The following is a 20,664-nucleotide window of genomic DNA, read 5'->3' as shown; positions in this document are numbered from 1 at the left end:
TCACGCCCTCGCGCCTCTCGGCCCGTCGCGCGACGTCTCGACGCCGGCGGCGGCGCGATCCTTCGCGCTGGGCGGCCACTCGCTTTGCAGCACGGCGCATTTCGTCATGCGGCCCGTTTCGGGATGGCGCTTTTCCGAGAGGAAAAGCAGGCCCTTGGTCATGCCCTCAACTTCGCGCTTGTAGCGATCCCACGCCGCCGCCTGCGGCGTGCCCGGCCACACGACGACAACCGGGACGGCCGCCTTGCCGGGGGCCGGCTTGAATTCCGCAAAGCGCTTTTCGGCGAGATAGGTCCGCGCCATGGGGAGCTTGCGCTTGCGCTCTTCGTGCAGCTCGACGAAGGGTTTCGCCCACTTCACGGCCGCAGCGCGCTCTTCGTCGGCCAGAGCCTCGAATGCGGTGCGGGCCTGCGCCCTGGAGTCGAGCGGGGAGAACGGCCACACGGCCTCGAAAGCCTCAAAGCGCAAAGCGCGCCCCTCCCCAATTCCCCCTTGGGGGGTAGGGGGGAGGGTTTGTGTTCTAGGTTTGTGTTCAAGCTCTATATGCGAAATCGCACAGTTGCGGTTTAAGGGGGGGTCTATTTGCGGTTTAACCTCCCCGGCGACACCGCAATTTGCGGCATAAGTCACACCGCAATTTGCGGCGTCTGAATTTTGTCCTAAGCCTTCCGCCTCGTCGTCGTCGTCATGAGAGGGCGCGCCGCGCCATCCCAGCTCGACGGCGCGGGCGCGCGAGGGATCGTCATGCAAAACGATATATTCATTTGAGCGACGGCCGCCGCGCTCGCCGTTGGAATAGCGGCCCGTGCGCCAGATCAGGCCGAGGCCGACGAGCTCTTTCAACCGCCGCTGGACGCTATCGACCGATTGCTCTGTTTCGTCTGCGAGGCGCTCTTGCTTGGGGAAGGACTCGCCCGCCGCGCCGGCATAGTTGGCGAGGGCGAGCAGCACGGCCTTCGCGCTCGGCGAGCCTGTTTTCTGCGCGAGCGCCCATGTGACAGCCTGGACGCTCATTCGCCCGCGTCTCCCGTCTCGTCGCCCTCGGCGCGCAGCCATGCCGCAAACTCGCCGTCGATCTTGCGCCACGCCGCGCCGGCCTCGGCGACCGTGTCGAGCTCCTTGCGGCTTTCGACGCCGCAGGCGAGCCGCACGGCGATCGCCGCGTAATCCGCGTCGGGGGCGTTCAAAAACCTTTGAAAGCGCACGTCCGCGCAGCGCATGGCCGCTTGCGTCGCGAGCGGCAGATCGGAAAAGCGGCGGCGCTCGGCCGGCGCGGCTTTCGCCTTTTGAGCCGCCGCGCGCGCGGCCTCGCGCACGACGTCGGCATTGTCGCGCAGCCATGCGAGCGACGCCGCGGCTGCGTCCAGTTTCTTCGCGCGCTCACTCATGACGGCATGCGCCGCCTTGTCGCGGTCCTTGTGATATTCCGCCGTCGCCGCCGCCATATTGGCGGAATCGCGAACGGCGGCCGCCTGATCGGCGAGGGGGATTTTTTGCGCCGCGCCCGCCATCATGCCGCCATGCGGTCGAATAGCTGCAACGCATGGCGCGAAAAGGTCGCGCGCGCCACATCGGGCCGCACGCCGACGATATGAACGCCCAGCGGCTCGGTTTCCGTCGCCCAGCGCATGGGCGCGGGCGCCATGAGCGCGCGCGACTCGTCGGTCAAAATGCGCAAATCGGCCTCGCGCACCGCAGCCGGCTCTTCCCATGGCAAGGCGAAGCGCGTGCAAATCGCCTCCATTATCCGCCTTTCGATCGCCCGGTAATTCGTAAGAGACGACTTGATCGGGCGCGGAACGTCGACGAGATAGGCCTCGGCCGCATCATGTAGCAGCGCCCAGCGCGCGAGCTCGCGATCGCCACGCAAGAGGAAATATTCGCACAGCGTCGAGCTATGCTCGGCGACGCTGTAAAAGCGCGTCGAGTGGCCGCCGAACCGGCAGAGATGCGAAAGAGCGTGCGCAATGTCGCGCATGCAAACATCTTCCGGCCGAGGGTCGAGCGGATAAAAGGCGCGGCCCGAATAAGTTTGAATCCAGTCGCCTCGATCAGTCATTTTCGGCCTCGCTTTCTTCCGCCTCATTCCCCCACGCGTCCCAGCCGGCGCGCGGCGGGCCGCGGCGGTTGAGCTCGATTTTCGGCAGGGTTGGAAACATCGCTTCAATGATCTCGGCGAAGCGTTCCGGCTTTGCGCTATGGGCGCCGACAGGGGCCTCGATCAGCGACTCGAATTGCTCGCCGGGGGCCGGGCAGGGCGGATTTCCGCGCGTCGCGATTATGAGATGCTCGGCCTTATCGCGCGTCCAATAGCCCGTTCCTGCCTTGTCTTTCCCCCACACGATGCAGGACTTGTATTCAAAGCCCCAGCTATCCAGCACGAGCGGGAAGTCGCCGAGCATGGGCGTCGTCACCCACATAAACAGCACGCAATCATCGGCGGCGATCGAGGCGACGTCGCGCGCGCAAATCTCGGCGAGGGCCGACGTCGAATAGTGATTATCGGCCGCGCGATCGAGGCCCCTTTCGCTTCGAACCTCGAAACGCCATTCGGGGTCCGCGTAAATCACGCCGTAACGCTTTTCCGGCAGCGCGCGGATCTTCTCGGCAAGCGCTTCCTCGCGCTCGGCGCGGCGTTCCTTCTTCGCCTGCGCCCGCTCGGCGCGAGAGCCGGCGAGCGCCCGGCGCGCGTCCTTCTGCCGCTCGGCGACGCATTCCTCGAAATCCGACAGAGAGAGGCCGGCGAGCTTCTGCCACGCGGCCGACTGGTCTTTCGTCACGCCAAGGGAGGCGAGCTTCAAAGTCGGCTTGCGCGACTTTGATTTTCGATCACCGCCGCGCGCCTCGCGCGCGCCCTCGTCGGCCATCTTGCGCAAGAGCTCGCCGGCGCGTCGCTGCGCGGCGAGAGAGAGCGCGACGGCCTTGTCGAGCAAATCGGGATCGCGCGCGCGCTTGGCGAAAAGCTCGATCGCGTCGGCCTTGGCGAGCATTTCTTGCGACTCGGCCATGGTCGCCGCCGCGAGCGCGGCCAGCGCCGCGTCATATTGCGCGACCGCGCCATAACGCTCCTCGAATTCCTCGCGGGTTTCGCCCGCCTCGGCGCTCACGGCTCGACGCCCTTGTCGCGCGCGCGGCAAAGCAGCGTCGCAATCGGCCCCTGGCCGAGATCGAGCGCGTCCGACATTTCCGCGTAATTGAACCGCAGCCGGCGCTGCGCGACCGCTTCCGCCTGGCGCGGCGACAGGCGCTCGAATTCCTCGTCGGAAAGCTGCTCGGCGACGATCGTCGCCAGCTTGCCGCGCGTGAGACGCCCGGTCGCCGCGAGATCTAGCGCCGCTATGCGCGTGACCGTTTTCGGCCCGTCTATCCCCGGCGCGCCGCAGGCGCGGCGGGCCTGAGTCGAGACGCCCCGTCGCGCCGCGCCGTCGAGACGCGACGCGACGCCGTGGCGATCCTTGAGGCCGAGCGCCTTGGCGGCCTCGTCGATCGTGAGGCCGAGACGCACAAGCGCGACGGCGCGCGCCTGGCCGATCGTCAAGGCGCGCCGCTCGTCGGCGCTCAATTGCTCGGCGACAATCTGGTCGAGCTTTTCCAGCGCAAACGCGCGGCCGCTTGGGAGGGGAGCGCGCGCCGGCGTCACGGCGGATTCGGCGGCCGTCGTCATGCGCGGCGCCATCTCGCCCGCGCCCGGTCGAGCCATGAGCGAATAACGGCCTCGCTGCGGCAATAGTGCGAGGCGATTTCGGGGACGGTCCAACCCATGCGGAAACGAAACGCCGCGCCGCCCTCGGCGATGCTGAGCCCGCTCAACGTCGGCGACGGATCTTCGAAAAGAGCGTCGATCTGCCCGCCGCCCATCGTCGCGACGACGGCGCGCCAGTAGCTCCGATTATACGCGGCCGCGCCCGGCTCGCGCGGCCGCTCGCGGTAAACGTCCCTTGTGTTGAATGCGCTCATTTAGGCTCATGCTCCCGGCAAAAGTAACGAACGGACTCGCCGCGATGCGGCAGGCCCCGGCCGAAGGGCGCGAAGCCGCCGCAGACGGCGCAACGATGGTTGAGGGCGTAAGGCGCGGCGGCCGCGAGATGCGGCGTGATTTTTGGCGCCTCGTCTTTCTTGCGGTCCCGCGCGCGGCGCCCGGCGCGCTCATGGGCGAAAAGGTCGCTCAATGGCGCCGCGCCTTTTTCGGCGGGGCGATTTCCAGCGCGTCGAAAAGATTGTCGCGCGTGACGACGTCGAGGATCCGCGCGCGCAGCTCTTCCGGCTTGAGGCCGCGCGCGGCGGCCGCGTCGCGAAAGGCCTGCGCGAGATCGCGCGGCACGCCGAGACAGCCCGCGCGATTCGCGGCGATCGGCTTGCGGGCGGCGCGCGCGTCGCCATCTGCCCGCGCCTTGTCGAGCACGTATCGCACTTGCGAGCGCGTGAGGCCGCAACGCTTTTCGATCACGGTGCGTTGCACGCCGCGCGCGTTGAAATCGAGGATTTGCTTATGGCGCTCTTTAAGGTCGTCTCGCATGACTGTGACTCCGGTTGAACGTCGGGCCGCAACCTTCAAGGGGGGTGAGGCTGCGGCCCGGTAACGCGACGCCACACGCAACGGCGCGGGGAAGAGGAAACGAAACCCCACGCAAACCGACCGGCGCGACGCGCCGAAAACCTTGGCGAAAAGACCGGCGCGGGATGACCGCGCCGGCAAGGCGCCAGAGAAGAGGCCGGAAGGACCGGCCGTCACGAAGCGAGGGAGGCCTCGCCGCGTTCCTTGCGCGCCGGCTTGACGAGCCCGCGCGAAATGAAATCGAAATCGGCGAGCAGGCGCGTCAGCTTTCGCGCCGCGTCGGCCTGGCCGTCCCGCATGAGGTCGCGGCGATAATTGACGAGCTCGCCGCGCAGATAGGACGGCCGCGCGGCCGTCACGATCATGTCGATCTGCGCCGGCGTGAGCGGCTCGACCGTGATCGGCACGACGACGCCGCCGGGGAGAGGGACGCGGGCGATCTCGCGCGCGAGGCGCGTCGCGGCGCGGGCCGGCGTCTTGCGCTTAGGGGCGGCCATTTACGCCCCCCTTTCGCCGCGCCAGCAATGCGCGCGCCGTCGCCAGATGCGTTTCAATCTCGCGAGCTTCAAGCCGATCAAGGTCGCCATATCCTTCGCGAGCGATAGCCAGCTCATGCTCAAGTCTTCCGATTTCGCGCTCGACGTCGCAGATGAATTCGTTGCGGATGGAGTCGATCAGATCGAGGCCGATGCGCTTGAGGCGCTTTCTCTCGAAATTCTCCAGCGTGCCGGGGGCCTGCCGCATGCGCGAGGCGAGGCGCGAGCGCGCGAAACCGCGCAGCTTGTCAGGATCGACGCGGCCCTCTAGGCGCTTCTCTTCGCGGCGTAGCGAGAATTTGAGCCACCCCCGCGCCTGCTCGTCGATCGATTCCGCTATGGACATTTTATCCATTCCTGTTGGACACATTGACTGAAACTCCCATGCGATAAACGCGGCATGGGAAACGCGATTGAAAACCCCTCACCACGGCGCTTCGCGCGGGCTGCAAACCGCGCGGGCGCGCTCAATTCGGTTACTCAGACGCAGTTCGCATTTTCGGTTGGATCGACGTCACAAGGTCATAGAGATGGTCGGCGAAGCGCGCGCATTCTGCGGCTTACTCATCGCAGCCGAGCGAGATCAGCTCACGCCGCAGATTTTGAAGATTGTTGCGCGCCGTATTGGCCGCGTCGGTCACGCGCCCGCACGCGGCGAGGCTCGTATCGGGGCGCGCCGTCTCACTCATTCCGCCGCCTCGCGTGGATAGGCTGTGGCGACAGGGATAGGTTTTGCGTTCCCTGCCGCCGCCTCGCTTACTTTTTCGGCAGCCATCGGTAGCGGCGCTGTTTCCGCGCGCGCGCCGCCAGGCGCTTGGGAACGAAAGGGGCCGTCGGCGGCGGGAGAGGCACATCCCACGAAGAAATCGTTCGGCGTAACAGCGCCGTTTGTCTCATCAATGATCTTTTGCATTTGCGTCGGCCGTGGAATGCGATCGCCACTGATCCACGTTTGCACAGCCTTCGTGGTGACGCCGAGCGCGTGCGCGAAGTCGGCTTCGCCTCTTCCGTTCTGATGAAGGTAATCTGCCAATTTCATGATTCAAAAATGGAACAATACGTTCCAAACGTCAAGAACAATATGTTCGTGGAACATATTGTTCGAATATCAGATACTTATGCAATGCCTAGATCCGAAAACAACGACCCAAAACGCGCCGTGGACGCGAAAAAAACTCAGAAACTGCAACTGCCGCTTTGGGCGATTAGGCTTGAGATCGCGCTTTTGCAGGCAGGTTTCGTTGATAAAAAAGGGAAGGTTGATAAGAAAAAGGTTGGCGAAAAGTTTTTGGTTGGCCCAAAGGCTGTTGAGCATTGGTTGAATGGAGCGCGCGAGCCAAGGTTCGCCGTCATGGTGGAACTGCACCGTCTTACGGGCTTATCACTCGATTGGCTGTTTGGAGCTGAAGAAAGCCGCCCTTTCGTTAGCGCATCAACGGATCATTACCGATATACGCAAAGCAATTACACGCAAAGTGATTGCAAAATATAGGTTTGTATATATCGATCACGAAAAGCAGAAGGATAATTTAATGCGTCTTAAGTATATTGTTTTTGCATTATCGCTTTCATCCTGTGGTTCTGCGCCTCATACGATCACCGATCGCGATGACTTTCTTGCTGAGGCAACGCGGCGCTACAAAGGAGAAGATCGCGAAAGGGTGATCAGAGCTGCCGAAACCGTAATCAAGCATTCCGACCCGGCAGACGTCGAAATTCGATATACCGCCTCCGGCTTTACCGCTCTGCGGAAATATTTCATTTACGCGGTCTTTGCCTCTGCGTCTGGACGGGAAAAATGGGAGTTTACCGTCGAGGACGCGCCAGGAGCAAAAGTCGCCAGCATCAGTATTTCTGAAGCAGGGACGTCGACAGGAGGCTATGCGGCGACGCCCTATGAAAACACAATGAATGCTTTCCCATTGTATCGCCTTTTCTGGAAGCGCGTGGATTATATGCTTGGGTTGCGACCCGACTGGGCATATTGCACCCATGAGGAAACTGCGGTTCGAGCTGCTGGTCAAAGCCCTGCTTCGGCATTGTCTGGGCTCTGCGGCCCAACGAGCGAGGGGCGCGATGCGCCCCCACCTCAACCCTTCGCGCCCGCGACAGCGACCCCAGCGACCCGCGCCCCAGCGCTCGCGGGACGGTAAAACAAGTATACCACCAGCCCCTACAAGGACCTCCTTCATGCCAAATTTGGAAATTGAACTAACCTCTGGAAACGATCGCCCCGACCAGCCGACGGCTCCGCCGGATGATGGGGGGTCGAATACGCGCGACGAGCCGATCGGGAGCCCGAAACCGCAAGGCTCCTAAAACAGCGTTAGCAGAAGGGAGACGGCGAAGCTCGCCGCTCCCGCCATGCCGAAATAGAGGCCGGCAATGAAGATCCTATATCGCGCCTGATTCGCGCGATCGGTCAGGTCAATACGGTCCTGGTAGAATGACGCGAGATATCCGAGCATTAGCTCCACCCGTCCCGGCTCTCCGTCGACCCATTTCGGGGTCATCCACATTTGCGGCTCGGACCCCATGTAGCCGAATTTTCCCGGCCGAAGCGCCAGAGCAAAAGCTGCTGCGCCGGAAGCGAATGCGAGGCCCGCGATGAAAAACCATAGTCCCTTATCGCCGATTGGCCCGCCGCGTGCGACCAGCGCCCCGATACTGAAGCTCGCCGAGGCCGCAGCAACATAGGCGGCGAATAGTGCCGTCGATTTCCCGTCGGTCGATTTCTTTGCTTCAAGCAAATCAGCCAGACGCTTTTCCGCCTGCGAAACCACCTCTCGCATAAATTTTTCATCCAACTTGCTTTCGGAAATTTCCTCTCTCGACAACATCGAATCGTCCTTGCTTCTAGCCCGGCCCCGCGCCGGGCTTCCTTTTTAACACGGAAGAGGATGGAACAAAACGTTCTTGACGAAAGGAACAGAACGTTCCACATTTTCCTCGTCACCGCTTCGCCCGCCCGCATCCCCTGCGAGCTCCGAGGCCGACGAGGACGCACGCCATGCTTCGCAATCTCATCCCCCTTATCCCCTTCGTGATTTTCATCGCGCTTTGGCTCGCGGGCGAGCTGCTCTCGAGCATCTTCACGGCCCGCGCCGCCGCCCGCGAGCGCGCCAGCGCCCGCGCCGTCTCCCGGCTTCCGCATCGCTCGCGGGGCCGGAAATGACCGGCGATCCCATGCGTCTCCCCGTCAACACCGAGACGGTCGATCAATTCGCCAAGGCCGCGCAAATTGGCTTCGGACCCGGCGTCGGCGTCGCGCTTTTCGTTTTTACGGATGACGGAAAACCCGGCTGCCTAGCGTTCTCAGCGACCAATGTCGCCGACGCCGATCTCTATGCGCTGCTCGACGACATTCTCGCCCGCATGAACGTCGAAATCTCCATGCGCGCCGCCGTTCCCAGCTCCACCAATTAGGAAAATGCATGAGCCGAGATCTTTTCAAACCCGGCGAAACATGCCGCACCCGCAACGGCAAGCGCGCGCGCGTGATCTGCGTCGACGCCAAGGGCCGCCAATCCATCGTCGCGCTCATGGAAAAGGACGGCGAAGAAAGCCCCGTGAAATTCTGCCACGACGGCACGCGTCAGCTCGACGGTCGATCGGGCCTCGACCTGATCCCGAATGCGCGCGACCGCGCCGAAACCCCGCCGCGCGACGACGCCGCCGCGCTGATCGACCATCATTCGGTTTGAGGGCGCGCCATGAGACGACAGGCCCTCGCGCTCGCCTTCCTTTGTTTCACGATTGGCGCAGCGGCGCTCGCCAGCGCGGCGCTTGTCGCCACGGCATGCCGCGCCCCGTGCCAGTTCGCAACGTCTAGGGCGCAATGAAACGCGGCCTCACGCCCGGCCAGGCCGAGGCCTGCGTTTTCTTTGGGCTGATAACGCCCGCCGCCTTTCCGTTTTCCCGCGCCACCGCCGCTGCGGTCGCCGTCGTCGGGATCGTCATAACCTTCGTTTTGTGAGGCTTTATGCGCTTTCTCAACTCTATCGCCGAATTCTTCCGCGCCGCCCGGCGCTTCGCAAGCGACGCGCTCGACGAGCTGATCGCGGGCGAATGGGACGCCGGCGGCCTCGTCTCGCGGCCCGGCTTTATCGACATGCAAAGCGAGGCGATCCGCGCGGTCGCCAGATTGCGCCGCCGCGCCGACGACGCCGAGCGCCGCGCCGCGCGCAATGGGCTTTGGGCCGTCGCCGGATGGGGTCTGCTCGCGATCGCCGCCGTCGCCGCGATTTTGGGCCTCGCTCTATGAGCGCCGTCGTCGCCCTCAACGCCGTGCGCTCGCGCCGCGAGACGCAGGCCCGCGCCGAGGCCGCCGCGCATCAAGCGCGCCTCGCCGAGGCGCTGCGCGACGCCGCCGAGTGCTGCGAAACCGCGCTCGCCGAGCGCGACGTCGAGACGGCGCGCGACGCGCTGGCCGCGCTGATTTGCGACGCCAGCGCGCCCGAAACCATGCCGCACAATGTCCTCGCCTGGCGCAAGGCGAAAGTTTTGCGCCTCACGCTGCGGCTCATGCAGGCCGAGGAAGACTTGCACGATCTCGCCGCGCGCGGCGCGAGCGTCGACGCCACGAAGGAAACCCCATGAATTTCGAAGCGCTCCCCCTTTCCGCGATTACGCGCATTTCGCCGCTCAATCCGCGCCAGGACATGGAAAGCGACGTCTCGTCGCTCGCCGCGACGATTGCGGCTTGCGGCCTGATCGATCCGCTCGTCGTCTGGCCGCGCCCCGACAGCGACGACGAATTTGAGGTTTTGTCGGGCGGCCGGCGTTGGCGCGCGCTGCAATCGCTCAAGGCCGAAGGGAAACACGGCCCCAATGTGCTGGGCGGGTTCAATATCCCCGTCGAGATCCACAAAGGCGACGAGGCCTCGGCGATCCGAGTCGCGCTCGCCGCCGCCGTCACGCCGCGCCCGCAGCATCCGGTCGACGAATATGAGGCTTTCGCGAAGCTCGTCGACGCCGGCATGAGCGTTGCGCAGATCGCGCGCGATTTCGGCGAGACGGAAAAGCGCGTCAATCAGCGCCTCGCCCTGGCCGGCCTCTCGCCCCGCGTCCGCGAGCTTTGGCGCGCGGGAAAGATCGGCGCGGAAGCGGCGGCGGCCTTCACGGTTGGCAGCGCCGAGGCGCAAGAGGCGTTGCTCGACCAATGCGGCGACGATCGCCACAGGATCGACAATCCGATCGTTATTCGCCGCGCGCTGCGCGGCGACGCCATGCCGGAAAACGAGCCAGTTTCACGCTTCATCCTTTCCGACGCCGCCCGCGTGCAAGCCTATGTCGAGGCCGGCGGCCGCGTGGCCGGCGATCTCTTCACGGCCGGCGCGCTGCGCGACGCGCCGATCGCCGAGAAAGTCGCCGCCGAGCTGCTGCGCGCCGAGGCCGAGCGCGTGGCGCAGGAAGAGGGCTGGGCGCGCGCGGTGATCGAAGACGACGGCGCTTGGGGCTATGAAAACGAGCCGGAATTGACGGAAGAGGAAGAGGCGCGCCTCGACGAGATCGCTGCCGCCATCGACGCTGATCCGGCCTCGGCCGACGCCGACGCGCTATTGGCCGAGCAGGAAAAGATCATGCTCGACGCCATTCTGCGCGAATGGTCCGCCGAAGAGCGCGCGGCGCATGGCGTCTTCGCCGGCCTCGATTCACAAGGCAAGATTTACCTATCCCGCGGCGTTGCGCTCCCCGACGCGTCCGCGGAATCCGCCGGCCAGCAATCGGCGGAAACCAAGCCCGGCGAGGCGGCCCCCCAGGCCTCGCCGGGCGAGAGCGGCGAGCATACCGACGAAGCGGCGCCCGCGGGCGCTCCCTTTGCCGCCCCCGGCAAGGCGTTGCGCGCGGTGATCGACGAGACGGCGACGAAGGCCCTGGCCGAGACGCTGCGCCGGCGGCCCGACATTGCGATCGCGATGGCGGTCGCCGCGCTCGGTTGCTGCTATGACGTCGCGGGCGTCGCGCTGCGCCCGGTCGCCGCCTGGGCGATCGGCGCCGAAGAGGCCAACGGCCTGTTGCGCGCCATTTCCGGCGAGCGTTTCGAGAACGCGCTCGCGGCCTGCGCCGCCGCGCCGACCGGCGATCTAACCGTCGCCTTTGCGCGCTTGATGGCGCTCGCCGTCGATACGCAAAGCGCGAGCCTCTCGACGATCGCGGCCCTGATCGGCGCGGCCGGAACGCGCGGCGCGGATATGACCGGCGCGCTTTACGACGCGCTCGACCGGCGCAGCTATTTCGAGGCGATCGGCAAGGGCCGCGCGCTCGACGCGATCGGCGCCATGATCGGCGAGGGCGAGGCGAAGACGCACAGGAACAAGCCGAAAGACAAGGTCGCCGAGGCCGCCGCACATATTGCGCTCGACCGGCAGTTTCTCCCCGCGCCCTTCGCCAATTGGGCCGCCGTGGCCGCCGCACCGCATGCGGCGGCCGACGCCATCCACGCCGACGACGAGCGCCCGATCGACGCGACGCCTCTCGCCGCCGCCATGGCCGGCGCGATCGCGGCCGACGAGGCGGCGAAATCCGACGAGGCGCGCGCGCTCGACGCGAAGATCGACGAGGTCGCGAGCGCCTTCGCGGCGCCGCTGCTCGCCCCCTTCCTGCGCCAGCGCGTGCATTTCGGTAACGAGGCGCTCCACGCCGGCCAGGTGAAGGCGGGCGAGCTTTACGCCGCCTATGCCGATTTCATCGGCGACAGGACGCCCTTGACGCAGCGCGCTTTTGGCGAGGCGATCGCGGCGATCGGCGTCGGGAAGAAGCGCTCAAAGACCGGCTGGCAATATCTCAACATCGCCTTGAAGGGCGCGCCGGCGAGCGACGCGAAGGAGAGGGACGCAGCATGAGCCTCATTTTTGAATGGTATGTCTCACAGTGCGAAGAGCGATGGCTCGCGACCGGGGCCGCCACGCGAGAGGCAGCGATCGCCTTTGGCCGCACTGAATATTGCGGGGAAAGGTTCTCCATCTGCCGCGCGCGAAGATCCCGCCTCAATTTCAGGATTAGGGCTTGGGAAATCATCGAACAGCTCGTCGGAATCAACGAGGAAAACGTCGATCCAGAGAGCTGCGAAGGCGTTCTCGGAAACCAAGACGCGACCGCCGATCAGGAATCCGACCTTGAAAAATGCGTTGAGGCGGCAATTCGCCTTTGGTTTGAGCGCAACAAATTTTCGGTAGAAGGCTGGGTTTTCGAAGAAATCCGCGATCAAGAAACCATTCTCGACGAGCGAGAGTATCCGCCAGACGTGCGCAAGAGATTTCACAAGCTCGTTGCCAGCATGGGCAGCAATACTTTCGAGGCCGCGCAATGAGATTCGCTTTCTCCACACACACTCTCGACGCCGCCATGCGCTTTGCCGAAACCAGCGCCGCCCGGCGCGCGCTCGGCGGCCTCATGGTCGCCTTTGCCTACGTCGCCGGCGTGAGCCTCTCGGCCGAGCTGGGCGCGCCGGCGGAAATTTCCCCGGCGCACGCCGAGCCGCTCACGCTTCCCGATTTCGAGCAGCATTTCGCGCCGACCGAAAACCTTGAGCGGCTGGACGTCGCCGAGATCGCCCGCGCGACGCGAACACTCGACGTCGCGGCCTATGCGTTGACCGACGTCGCCGTAATCGACGCGATCGCAGAGGCCGCGCGGCGCGGCGTCAAGGTCCGCGTCTATCTCGACGGCAAGCAGGCCGCGCGAAACGACGACAGCCCGACGATTACCGAGCATCTCGGCCGCCTAGCCGAGACGGGCGCGCTGATCAAATACAAGCCCGGCGCGGAACCGCCGATGCATCTCACGGCCTATTGCGTCGACGGCGCGACGCTGCGCACGGGCGCGGCCAATTTCTCGGCGTCCGGCCTAAAAATGCAGGATAACGACGCGGTTTTCTTGCGCGGCGCCAATGTCTGCGCGGCCTTCGCTGCGCATTTCGCGACGATGTGGGGGCGGTGATGGCCGATGGACAATTGACGACGCCCACGCGCCAGAGCGTCGAGCAGGCTTTGAATGACGCGGCCGAGAACGGCTATCGCTTCGAAGGCTGGACGCCGCGCGCGATCGCCATTGATCTTTGCGCTTTCGACTGGACGCATGAGCGATGCGAGATCGAGGCCGTCGAGAAAATCGTCGCGGAAATCAGGGGGAAGGAATGACCGCGCATAACGTGGAAATCGACGCCGCCCGCTCGGCCGTCGTGCAACTGCGGCCGCGCTATCTGCGCAAGGCCGAGGCCGCGAAATATATCGGCTGCGGCGCGTCAAAGCTCGCCATTCTGCTGGCCGAAGGCGTGCTAGAGGCGCGGCGCGCCGACAAGCTCGTTCTCGTCTCGGTCGCCTCGCTCGACGCCTATCTTGACAGCCTTCCGAACGCACGCGACGGGCAGGGGGCCGCCAATAATGGCTAAAACCGGGATCGAATGGACCGACAAGACATGGAATCCGCTCGCGGGTTGCTCGATCGTCTCGCCAGGCTGCGCGAACTGCTACGCAATGGCGATGGCCTCGCGGCTCGAGGCCATGTCCGACACTTACGAAGCGAACCACGGCGGGGATCCGGGGCCGCTTAAGCACTATCGCGGCTTGACCGAATACGTAAAAGGTAAACCAGTTTGGACGGGAACCGTAAAACACGCGCCTGAAAGCAAGCTTCTTGAGCCGCTGCGCTGGAAAAAACCCGCGCGCGTCTTCGTCAATTCCATGTCGGATTTGTTTCACGAGGCCGTCGCCGACGAGACGATCGACCGAATTTTCGCAGTTATGGCGCTTTCGCCGCATTTGACGTTTCAGATTCTTACGAAGCGCGCGGCGCGCATGCGGGAATATTGCAACGGGGCCAAGTCTAAAATTCCGTTCCTCGGTCGCATGCCTCTTGAACGCGTCCACATTCAAGCCGCCGGCCACATGGAAGGCGACGGCAGTTTTATGGATGAATTGAAGCGCGTCGCTAATCCCTACAGCCTTTACTTAGACTGCCCTTGGCCGCTCCCGAATGTCTGGCTCGGCGTGACGGCCGAGCGCCAGCAGGAAGCCAGCGCGCGCATCCCCGATCTTCTCGCCACCCCGGCGGCCGTGCGCTTCGTGTCGATTGAGCCGATGCTGGGGGAAATAGACCTTACCGACATTCCGTGGCCACGCCCGGTCTCGGAGCGCTTCGCGGAAGGCGACGACCTTTCCGATAGCTTCGATGCGCTTCGTTATCAGACCGAAGGCCATGGGCGCCTTGATTGGGTCATCTGCGGCGGCGAGAGCGGCCCGAACGCGCGCCCCATGCATCCCGACTGGGCGCGCAGCCTGCGCGATCAATGCGCGGCGGCGGGCGTTCCGTTCTTTTTCAAGCAATGGGGCGAGTGGGCGCAGCATAAAATGCGCCCAGGCGTCGACCCTGGCGACGACATGCGAGCCGGTCGCGTTGTGCAGATTAGAGCGCACGGCGAGCCGGACGGGCACTTCCGAAAAGGCGATTGCCACGTCGAGCGCGTCGGCAAGGCCCGCGCCGGCCGACTGCTCGACGGCTGCGCGCACAACGCTTTTCCAGAGGCCCGCGCATGAGCGCCGCAACAAAATATGACGATCCGCGCGCCGTCGCCTACGCTATTTCGCCGCAAGACGCCGAGGCCCTGGCTGGCGCGCAAGGCCTTCCGGTCGAGCTGCGCCGGAAGATCCTTGGGAAAATCGCGCAAGAGCGCGGCGCGGCGGCGCTCGTCGAGCTCTTCGCGAATTTCATGGGCCTCGCGAATAGCGTCGTCGCGAACTGCCACACGGCCCTTGAGGTCTATTGCATCACCGACGCCGGCATGCATCCGTTCGAAGCCGAGGCGCTCAACCTCCCGACCATTTTCGGAGCATGCCTCGGCGTTAAACTCGCGCACGGCATGAGCGACGACGGCCTTTGCGCCGGCTGCGCCTTCCGGCTCGGAACGCATGCCAACCAATGCCCGCCGACGCAGATCGACGCCGAGACATGCGCGCAGCCTGGCGAGCGCCTCTTTATGTGCCACGAAGAGCTAGACGAGCGTGGCGCGCCGACAAAGCCCTGCGCAGGATGGGCGCGGGCGCGCAAGGCGAGGGCGCGCGCATGAGCGCCCCGCGCCCCGTCCGGCTACAGCGCAAGCGCGCCAAGGGTTTCGATTTGCAGGCCGTCTCGCGCGCCGCCAATGGCCTGCCAGGCCGCGCCGTGACGCGGCCGGGGGATTTCGGCAATCCGTTTCAAGTCGGCCAATGGTTTCGCGTCGGCGAGGTCGGCGAAGAATGGCGTTGGCTATGGAAGACGGCGCAATTCGCGAAACACGACTTGCGCTTTACTTTTGTCGCCGACGCCGAGACGGCCGTCGCCATGCATAAAACGATGCTTGAGCGCCACGGCCCGCCGCCGCGGATCCGCGAGCTCGTCGGCCACAATCTCTTTTGCTTCTGCCGCCTCTGCCCGCGCCACGCAGCCACAGGAAAGCCATTCGACGAGGATTGCGACAACTGCGCGCCCTACCACGCCGACGAACTCGGCCGACGCGCCCTGGCGCTTGTTTGTGAAGGTCTCGACGCATGAAAACGCCATTAGCGCGCGCACAAGCCTTTCAGGACCGCACGGCTGGTAAATTTCCCCCGCCGCCGCCGCTCGACGATCTCCCGCCCGCGAGCGAGGGGCCTTTCGGTTTCAAATTTGCGACCGTGGCGCTTGCGGTTCTTTTGATCGCAATGGCCGCGTCCTACGCGGCTAGTCGCCAATCATTCCCATAATCTCGCCCGCCCACCATTCCATGAGCCGCCGGCGCTCGTCGAAATAATCCGCCCGGTGATAGGCGCGCCGCACGTCGTTTGCGTCGACATGGGCGAGGGCGCGCTCGACCGCGTCGAAATTCCACAGGCCCGACTCGTTTGCGAGCGTCGAGAATGATGAGCGGAAGCCGTGCGCCGTCGCCTCGTCGCCGGCAAAGCCCATGGCGCGCAGCGCGACGTTAAAGGCGTTTTCGGAAAGCGGCCGGCCGGGCCGGGGCGAGGGGAGGATAAAGGGCGAGGGCGGCCGCGCCTGGCCGTCTTCCGCCTTGAGCCGCGCGAGGATCTCGACGGCGGCGCGCGAGAGCGGCGCGCGATGCGGCAAGCGCATTTTCATACGCGAGGGCGGGACCGTCCAAACGGCGGCCTCTAGGTCGAATTCGGGCCAGAGGGCGAGGCGCAGCTCGCCCGGCCGCGCGGCCGTGAGGGCGAGCAGAAAGAGCCCGTCGCGCACGATTCCGCCCTTGCCCTGGTAAGCGGCGATCGCGCGCATAAGCCGCGCGAAATCCTCCCGCTTGACGAGCGCCGGCCGGTGCGTCGGCCGAGGCGCCAGAAGCGCCCCGCGCAAAAGCGCGGTCGGATCCGTGTCGACATGGCCGCCGGCGGCCGCATATCGGAAGATTTTGGAGATGGTCGAGCGCAGGCGCGACGCCGTTTCTAGCTGGCCGGCGGCCTCGAGGCGCTTCAATACGGCGAGAATGTCGGGCGCGCGCAGCTCCGCGATCGGCCGCGCGTCGAGCTCGCGCGAGAGGCCGGCGAGCCAGATCGCCTTTTCAATCGTCGCCGGCGCGGTGCCCGACCGCTCGACGCCGTCGAGCCATTGCGCTTTGAGCGCGCCAAAGGTTGGCGCGGGCGCCGCCGCGATCGGCGCGTCGAGCGCGCCGGCGGCGATGCGGGCGCGGGCCTCGTCGGCCGCCTGGCGCGCCGCCTTGAGCGATAGGGCGGGATAGTCGCCCAGCGTAATCGAGCGCTGCCGGCCGCCGGCGCGGAACGCCAAATGCCAGGAACGCTTACCGGAAGGATGCGCCCATAGCTGCAACCCGCGCCCGTCTGAAAGCTTCGTAAGCCTCCCGTCGCGCGGCCTGGCCGCGCGCGCCTGCGCATCGGTTAGCGCCATGTCGCCCCCCGTTGGTATGGCCGCCCGCCGGCCGCGTCATACCAACCGGCTACCAACAAAACGCAACGGCTGCAAATGGAAGCTTATGGACGATAACGGAAGCTCAAACGCGAAAAACCGCCCAGCTTTTCCGACGCTTAGCGCCGCTTTGCGGGCGATTTCGGATGATAACGGAGGGAAACGGAAAGGCGGGAAAAAGGCCCGTGGTGCCCTTGGCCGGCGCCACTCCACCGATGCGGTAGACCGAGACGTCCTTCTCCCGGGCGCGTTCGATCGAAAACCCTTTCTTGCGCAGGCCGGTGAGCGCCGCCCGAGTGGTGTGCGGCAGCCACCCTGTCGCCTCGATGAGCGAGTCGATTGTCGCTCCCGATTTGCGGCTCAGCATCGAGATGACCAGCACCTGTTTCGAGCCCGCGCGCGGCTTCTCGATTGGCTGGGACTCCTGCTCCCGGCGCTCGCCCTGCGGCTTCGGCGCATGTGCGGCGGCTCTTGCGCCAGTGCGCTTCCGGGGCTGATCGACGCCGCTAGTCCCATCGCTCTCCTCGACGCCGATCGCCTTGCGTCCCACCTTGGTGATCATGAGGCTGATCGGGCGCCCCTCCCCGTCCTGGCGCCAGACCGGCATGCCCGGCTTCGCCTTCACCTCCCGCATCAGCTTGCGGGCGAGAAGGCGCGATCCGACCTTCGCGGCCCCGGCCCTGTTCATCTTCAAAGGCGCAACCGCTAACCCATCATCACGCGCGGCCGCCGCCGACAAGACGATGAGCTGGGAATCCGTGAGCTTGGTCATGTGTTCTCCTCCGCTTGGACAGCCTGCGCTGTCACCAGCGCGACCCTGCGAAGGCCCATGGCCCGCAGGGTGAGGAGAAAGGCGTTCGGGGCTATCTTCCCGCCGCGACGCCAAGAACGCTCTCTTCCGACAAGAAGTCCAGTGGAATTTCAGAGGCCTGCGCGGAAGGCTCGGCATCAGCGAGAAAACGAAGAAGCCTCGGGGGCCGCGGAGGTCGCGCAGCTATTAGGGAGAGAAGAGCCGCTGACTCTTAATCAGCGGGTCCAAGGTTCGAGCCCTTGTGCGCCCACCAATAAAATCAACGTGTTAAGGGACTTGATGGCAACGCTGATGTCGGATTGGTGACCACATGGTGACCACGCCGAGCAATGTATCAACCCTACAGGCTTTGGATAAAGCGGCGTGCTTCTTTTCGTTGCCGACCTCCATCTAGGCCCGGAGGCTGAATGGAGGTGAGCGGACGGGCGAAAGCAACCTTGAATGTTGCCCCGCCACCAGGAGTTTCGGTTACCCAAAGACGCCCGCCTAGCTTTTCCATCAATTCTCTGGCGATGGCCAAGCCTAGTCCAGTGCCTGGCGTGGCGTCGCTTTTTCGCCAAAACGGCTCAAAAATGATGTCGCGCTCCTCTGGCGCAACTCCCGGGCCGTGGTCGATAACGTCGACGATGCCGTCTGCCAATAAGCGGACGACAACGAAGCCCCCGGACGGCTCTGCGCGCAGGGCGTTCTCAATGAGATTTGTAACGACGCTTTCCACGGCCCAGCGGAAAGCGTAGACGGGAACCGGATCATCCGGGGCCTCGAATTCGATTTGACGATTGCTATGATATGCGATCGGCATCAAATCTGCGATTGTCGTGAGAATCGCTTCTCGCAGATCGACCTTCGGAATTTTTTGCTCATGGGCGCGTTCCTCGATCTGCGCCAAGACGAGAAGTTGCTCTAGAATTGTTTTGATTCGAGCCGCGTCGCGCTGTAACTCCGCCTTGAGCGGGCCATCGTTCATTTTCTCGAGCCGTGCGCACAAAATGGCGATTGGCGTGCGGAGTTCATGCGCCGAGTTGGCCGTGAAACGTCGCTGCCGCGCGACCCCGTCGCGAACGCGTTGAAAGGCGGCGTTCACTTCATCGACAAAAGGCGCGATTTCCGAGGGGAGATTTCCGTCCGGGGCACGCCAGTTCAGCGTGTCGACGCTAATCTTCCTAATATTGCGGGCGGCGACGCTCAGTGGAGCCAAACTTCCGCGGACCACGAAAAATCCGATCAGTAATATGAGCGCGCAAAGCGGAATATAGGCGAGAATATTTTCTATGATCAGATAAGCGTTCAACTGGTAGAAGACGTCGTCCCAGTGAAAGTTCGAGCCATACACAATCGTCTCGATTTTGCCGAAGCGCGTTAGCGTCGTGCGCACGTAACCGCGCGCATTAGGATTTGGGTCATTCTCCAGATGAAAAAGCGAGCCGAACACTTCAACGTCTCCAAGGAGTGGTCTGAAATGCTCGGCGAGTCCTTGCGAAGACCCTGGCAGCAAAGCGCCGCTTACTGGATCAAACGCGGCGAAGCGGAAGTCTGGGTTGCGCTCCTGATGTTTGTGCAATTGCGGGGTCGACTCGATATAAAGCTTGCCGTCGTCCCCGCGTCTAAGCGCGTCGATCAGAACGTCCCGCGCGTGTTTCGTCGTCCAGACCTCAAGCGCCTGCCGATGGTCGCGGCCCCAAAAAAAAGCCAGTGGGATTTGCACGGTGATAGGCGTCGAAAAATAGGCCAGAAGCGAACCGAGGATCCAAAAGAGGATTAACCGCGTCTTGAGAGAGCGCGGTCGCATCAGGCGCGCGCCTGCGCGATCATATAGCCCACGCTCCGCGTCGCATAGATTTCGACGCCCCCATCGGCCTCTCTCAACTTCTGGCGAAGCCGCGACACCAGCATTTTGAGCGCGTCATTCTGCACCTGTTCGTCCAGTCCATAAATCTCGTCGATGATCACCGTATAAGTGACAGCGCGTCCGGCGCGCCGCATCAACGTCTCCAGCAACAGGAGTTCGCGCTTGTGGAGCGCCAGTGGTCGGCCTTGCACCTGCGCTTCGTGCAAATTGAGGTCAAAAGACAAATGGCCCAGCACGACGGGAGGAATCGGCGCGGCGCCGGGCCGACGCAGACTGGCGCGTATCCGCGCGAGAAGCTCGTCAGGCGCGAAGGGCTTGATCAAGTAATCGTCCGCGCCGGCGTCGAGGCCATTGACGCGGTCGTCGAGCGAACGCAGCGCTGTGACCATGAGTACGCGAATATTTGGCCGCAATGTGCGGATCTCCGGCAGGAAATCCAAGCCGTCGCCATCCGGCAGGCGTCGGTCCAGCAGCAGGATGGGATAGTCGAATGCGTGCAGCGCCTCCCGCGCGTCGGCAATCCTGCCCACGCGGTCGACGAGATATCCCGACCGCTCGAGGCGGTCCGACATGAGAATGCCCATGTCGATATGGTCTTCAACGACCAATATTCTCATCGGAGGATTTTCCGCATCTCGCGCTTGGATTACAAATCGAACGCGCCTCCAGACCATAGGCTATCCGCTATTGTTGCGCTCTTGCAACAGTAAAACGGCTTCTGCTTGGGGACCCCGGCAATCGCTCCGGCGGTTGCGCTCGCGTTACCTTCAAGTGTTAACGATCGGGAACGCTCCGATCGAGGTCGAACCGTGTTCCGCGCCCTTTGGATTTTTCTGCTCTGTCTGACCCTTCACGGTGCCGCCCTGTCGGCGGCGGGAGCGTCGAACGGGCGCGGAGTCGGCGCTGGCATAGGCCAAGCTTTTGCGGGCGTGGATTGCACGGCGGGCAGGGATGCCGGAAAGAGCGCGCCGTCAAAAGATTTGTGGCGGCATCGCTGCGATGCGTGTGCGGTCGATCATGT

Annotated in this window: 32 protein-coding genes and 1 tRNA gene; 17 read left to right on the top strand and 16 right to left on the bottom strand. The window is 64.3% G+C overall.

What is annotated here, in order from left to right; genetic code table 11:
• The 11 genes from ACPFMJ_RS11940 to ACPFMJ_RS11890 form a co-directional block, all read right to left on the bottom strand.
• On the bottom strand, window positions 1–1,014 hold the full coding sequence (locus ACPFMJ_RS11940) for a helix-turn-helix domain-containing protein (RefSeq protein ID WP_424360237.1): 1,014 nt from the start codon (window positions 1,012–1,014) through the stop codon (window positions 1–3).
• Complete coding sequence (locus ACPFMJ_RS11935; RefSeq protein WP_424360236.1) at window positions 1,011–1,514, bottom strand: hypothetical protein; 504 nt, start codon at window positions 1,512–1,514, stop codon at window positions 1,011–1,013. The genes ACPFMJ_RS11940 and ACPFMJ_RS11935 overlap by 4 nt, the downstream gene beginning before the upstream one ends.
• A complete protein-coding gene (locus ACPFMJ_RS11930) occupies window positions 1,511–2,059 on the bottom strand; it encodes a phosphohydrolase (RefSeq protein WP_424360235.1) in 549 nt (182 codons plus the stop codon). The genes ACPFMJ_RS11935 and ACPFMJ_RS11930 overlap by 4 nt, the downstream gene beginning before the upstream one ends.
• Window positions 2,052–3,107: an MT-A70 family methyltransferase gene (locus ACPFMJ_RS11925; RefSeq protein ID WP_424360234.1), complete on the bottom strand. Its 1,056-nt coding sequence runs from the start codon at window positions 3,105–3,107 to the stop codon at window positions 2,052–2,054. The genes ACPFMJ_RS11930 and ACPFMJ_RS11925 overlap by 8 nt, the downstream gene beginning before the upstream one ends.
• Window positions 3,104–3,664 (bottom strand): hypothetical protein, encoded by a 561-nt coding sequence (locus tag ACPFMJ_RS11920; RefSeq protein ID WP_424360233.1) that lies wholly within the window; start codon window positions 3,662–3,664, stop codon window positions 3,104–3,106. Before ACPFMJ_RS11920 ends, ACPFMJ_RS11925 begins: the two co-directional genes overlap by 4 nt.
• On the bottom strand, window positions 3,661–3,957 hold the full coding sequence (locus ACPFMJ_RS11915) for a terminase gpP N-terminus-related DNA-binding protein (RefSeq protein WP_424360232.1): 297 nt from the start codon (window positions 3,955–3,957) through the stop codon (window positions 3,661–3,663). Before ACPFMJ_RS11915 ends, ACPFMJ_RS11920 begins: the two co-directional genes overlap by 4 nt.
• Complete coding sequence (locus ACPFMJ_RS11910; RefSeq protein ID WP_424360231.1) at window positions 3,954–4,169, bottom strand: hypothetical protein; 216 nt, start codon at window positions 4,167–4,169, stop codon at window positions 3,954–3,956. The genes ACPFMJ_RS11915 and ACPFMJ_RS11910 overlap by 4 nt, the downstream gene beginning before the upstream one ends.
• Entirely contained in the window at window positions 4,166–4,516 is a 351-nt protein-coding gene (locus tag ACPFMJ_RS11905) for a hypothetical protein (RefSeq protein WP_424360230.1), read from the bottom strand. Before ACPFMJ_RS11905 ends, ACPFMJ_RS11910 begins: the two co-directional genes overlap by 4 nt.
• Before the next feature lie 212 nt (window positions 4,517–4,728).
• Window positions 4,729–5,052: a hypothetical protein gene (locus ACPFMJ_RS11900; RefSeq protein WP_424360229.1), complete on the bottom strand. Its 324-nt coding sequence runs from the start codon at window positions 5,050–5,052 to the stop codon at window positions 4,729–4,731.
• The gene (locus ACPFMJ_RS11895) at window positions 5,039–5,437 is read right to left on the bottom strand and encodes a hypothetical protein (protein ID WP_424360228.1); all 399 of its coding nucleotides are present in this window, start codon (window positions 5,435–5,437) and stop codon (window positions 5,039–5,041) included. The genes ACPFMJ_RS11900 and ACPFMJ_RS11895 overlap by 14 nt, the downstream gene beginning before the upstream one ends.
• A gap of 214 nt (window positions 5,438–5,651) precedes the next feature.
• On the bottom strand, window positions 5,652–5,780 hold the full coding sequence (locus ACPFMJ_RS11890) for a hypothetical protein (RefSeq protein WP_424360227.1): 129 nt from the start codon (window positions 5,778–5,780) through the stop codon (window positions 5,652–5,654).
• 125 nt (window positions 5,781–5,905) lie between these two features.
• On the opposite strand from ACPFMJ_RS11890, the gene ACPFMJ_RS11885 reads away from it, so the two are divergent.
• On the top strand, window positions 5,906–6,583 hold the full coding sequence (locus ACPFMJ_RS11885) for a hypothetical protein (RefSeq protein ID WP_424360226.1): 678 nt from the start codon (window positions 5,906–5,908) through the stop codon (window positions 6,581–6,583).
• On the top strand, window positions 6,489–7,244 hold the full coding sequence (locus ACPFMJ_RS11880; protein WP_424360225.1) for a hypothetical protein: 756 nt from the start codon (window positions 6,489–6,491) through the stop codon (window positions 7,242–7,244). Before ACPFMJ_RS11885 ends, ACPFMJ_RS11880 begins: the two co-directional genes overlap by 95 nt.
• A gap of 162 nt (window positions 7,245–7,406) precedes the next feature.
• Here ACPFMJ_RS11880 and ACPFMJ_RS11875 read toward each other — a convergent pair whose 3' ends face one another.
• A complete protein-coding gene (locus ACPFMJ_RS11875) occupies window positions 7,407–7,931 on the bottom strand; it encodes a hypothetical protein (protein WP_424360224.1) in 525 nt (174 codons plus the stop codon).
• 170 nt (window positions 7,932–8,101) lie between these two features.
• Between ACPFMJ_RS11875 and ACPFMJ_RS11870 the strand changes: the two genes are divergently transcribed.
• The 14 genes from ACPFMJ_RS11870 (at window position 8,102) to ACPFMJ_RS11805 (ending at window position 15,621) form a co-directional block, all read left to right on the top strand.
• Window positions 8,102–8,266 carry a hypothetical protein gene (locus tag ACPFMJ_RS11870; RefSeq protein WP_424360223.1) on the top strand — a complete coding sequence of 55 codons (165 nt, stop codon included), beginning with the start codon at window positions 8,102–8,104 and terminating at the stop codon, window positions 8,264–8,266.
• Window positions 8,263–8,517 (top strand): hypothetical protein, encoded by a 255-nt coding sequence (locus tag ACPFMJ_RS11865; RefSeq protein WP_424360222.1) that lies wholly within the window; start codon window positions 8,263–8,265, stop codon window positions 8,515–8,517. The genes ACPFMJ_RS11870 and ACPFMJ_RS11865 overlap by 4 nt, the downstream gene beginning before the upstream one ends.
• A gap of 8 nt (window positions 8,518–8,525) precedes the next feature.
• Window positions 8,526–8,795, top strand: a complete 270-nt coding sequence (locus tag ACPFMJ_RS11860) for a hypothetical protein (protein ID WP_424360221.1) — start codon at window positions 8,526–8,528, stop codon at window positions 8,793–8,795.
• A gap of 134 nt (window positions 8,796–8,929) precedes the next feature.
• Complete coding sequence (locus ACPFMJ_RS11855; RefSeq protein ID WP_424360220.1) at window positions 8,930–9,067, top strand: hypothetical protein; 138 nt, start codon at window positions 8,930–8,932, stop codon at window positions 9,065–9,067.
• Window positions 9,068–9,073: 6 nt separating this feature from the next.
• The gene (locus ACPFMJ_RS11850; RefSeq protein ID WP_424360219.1) at window positions 9,074–9,355 is read left to right on the top strand and encodes a hypothetical protein; all 282 of its coding nucleotides are present in this window, start codon (window positions 9,074–9,076) and stop codon (window positions 9,353–9,355) included.
• Window positions 9,352–9,690, top strand: a complete 339-nt coding sequence (locus tag ACPFMJ_RS11845; RefSeq protein ID WP_424360218.1) for a hypothetical protein — start codon at window positions 9,352–9,354, stop codon at window positions 9,688–9,690. Before ACPFMJ_RS11850 ends, ACPFMJ_RS11845 begins: the two co-directional genes overlap by 4 nt.
• Complete coding sequence (locus ACPFMJ_RS11840; protein WP_424360217.1) at window positions 9,687–11,936, top strand: ParB N-terminal domain-containing protein; 2,250 nt, start codon at window positions 9,687–9,689, stop codon at window positions 11,934–11,936. The genes ACPFMJ_RS11845 and ACPFMJ_RS11840 overlap by 4 nt, the downstream gene beginning before the upstream one ends.
• Entirely contained in the window at window positions 11,933–12,403 is a 471-nt protein-coding gene (locus tag ACPFMJ_RS11835) for a hypothetical protein (RefSeq protein ID WP_424360216.1), read from the top strand. The genes ACPFMJ_RS11840 and ACPFMJ_RS11835 overlap by 4 nt, the downstream gene beginning before the upstream one ends.
• The gene (locus ACPFMJ_RS11830; RefSeq protein ID WP_424360215.1) at window positions 12,400–13,032 is read left to right on the top strand and encodes a phospholipase D-like domain-containing protein; all 633 of its coding nucleotides are present in this window, start codon (window positions 12,400–12,402) and stop codon (window positions 13,030–13,032) included. Before ACPFMJ_RS11835 ends, ACPFMJ_RS11830 begins: the two co-directional genes overlap by 4 nt.
• The gene (locus ACPFMJ_RS11825; protein ID WP_424360214.1) at window positions 13,032–13,232 is read left to right on the top strand and encodes a hypothetical protein; all 201 of its coding nucleotides are present in this window, start codon (window positions 13,032–13,034) and stop codon (window positions 13,230–13,232) included. Before ACPFMJ_RS11830 ends, ACPFMJ_RS11825 begins: the two co-directional genes overlap by 1 nt.
• Window positions 13,229–13,483: a hypothetical protein gene (locus ACPFMJ_RS11820; protein ID WP_424360213.1), complete on the top strand. Its 255-nt coding sequence runs from the start codon at window positions 13,229–13,231 to the stop codon at window positions 13,481–13,483. The genes ACPFMJ_RS11825 and ACPFMJ_RS11820 overlap by 4 nt, the downstream gene beginning before the upstream one ends.
• Window positions 13,476–14,627, top strand: a complete 1,152-nt coding sequence (locus ACPFMJ_RS11815) for a phage Gp37/Gp68 family protein (protein ID WP_424360212.1) — start codon at window positions 13,476–13,478, stop codon at window positions 14,625–14,627. Before ACPFMJ_RS11820 ends, ACPFMJ_RS11815 begins: the two co-directional genes overlap by 8 nt.
• A complete protein-coding gene (locus tag ACPFMJ_RS11810; protein WP_424360211.1) occupies window positions 14,624–15,157 on the top strand; it encodes a hypothetical protein in 534 nt (177 codons plus the stop codon). The genes ACPFMJ_RS11815 and ACPFMJ_RS11810 overlap by 4 nt, the downstream gene beginning before the upstream one ends.
• Window positions 15,154–15,621, top strand: coding sequence for a hypothetical protein (locus ACPFMJ_RS11805; protein WP_424360210.1), 468 nt, complete (start codon window positions 15,154–15,156; stop codon window positions 15,619–15,621). Before ACPFMJ_RS11810 ends, ACPFMJ_RS11805 begins: the two co-directional genes overlap by 4 nt.
• Before the next feature lie 168 nt (window positions 15,622–15,789).
• Here ACPFMJ_RS11805 and ACPFMJ_RS11800 read toward each other — a convergent pair whose 3' ends face one another.
• Both ACPFMJ_RS11800 and ACPFMJ_RS11795 read right to left on the bottom strand, forming a co-directional pair.
• Window positions 15,790–16,965: a tyrosine-type recombinase/integrase gene (locus tag ACPFMJ_RS11800; protein ID WP_424360209.1), complete on the bottom strand. Its 1,176-nt coding sequence runs from the start codon at window positions 16,963–16,965 to the stop codon at window positions 15,790–15,792.
• Window positions 16,966–17,068: 103 nt separating this feature from the next.
• Window positions 17,069–17,755, bottom strand: a complete 687-nt coding sequence (locus ACPFMJ_RS11795) for a DUF3489 domain-containing protein (protein WP_424360208.1) — start codon at window positions 17,753–17,755, stop codon at window positions 17,069–17,071.
• A 212-nt stretch (window positions 17,756–17,967) separates the two neighbouring features.
• On the opposite strand from ACPFMJ_RS11795, the gene ACPFMJ_RS11790 reads away from it, so the two are divergent.
• Window positions 17,968–18,047, top strand: a tRNA-Lys gene (locus ACPFMJ_RS11790).
• Between the two features lie 87 nt (window positions 18,048–18,134).
• On the opposite strand, the gene ACPFMJ_RS11785 is transcribed toward ACPFMJ_RS11790, so the two are convergent.
• Window positions 18,135–19,583 (bottom strand): sensor histidine kinase, encoded by a 1,449-nt coding sequence (locus tag ACPFMJ_RS11785; protein ID WP_424360207.1) that lies wholly within the window; start codon window positions 19,581–19,583, stop codon window positions 18,135–18,137.
• Window positions 19,583–20,260, bottom strand: a complete 678-nt coding sequence (locus tag ACPFMJ_RS11780; protein WP_424360206.1) for a response regulator transcription factor — start codon at window positions 20,258–20,260, stop codon at window positions 19,583–19,585. The genes ACPFMJ_RS11785 and ACPFMJ_RS11780 overlap by 1 nt, the downstream gene beginning before the upstream one ends.
• Window positions 20,261–20,664 lie beyond the last annotated feature (404 nt).

The sequence above is a fragment of the Methylocystis parvus genome (assembly GCF_049675845.1).
Taxonomy (GTDB): domain Bacteria; phylum Pseudomonadota; class Alphaproteobacteria; order Rhizobiales; family Beijerinckiaceae; genus Methylocystis; species Methylocystis parvus_A.
The sequence above is the reverse complement of the archived record's forward strand: the minus strand, read 5'-3'. Positions and strand labels throughout refer to the sequence as shown.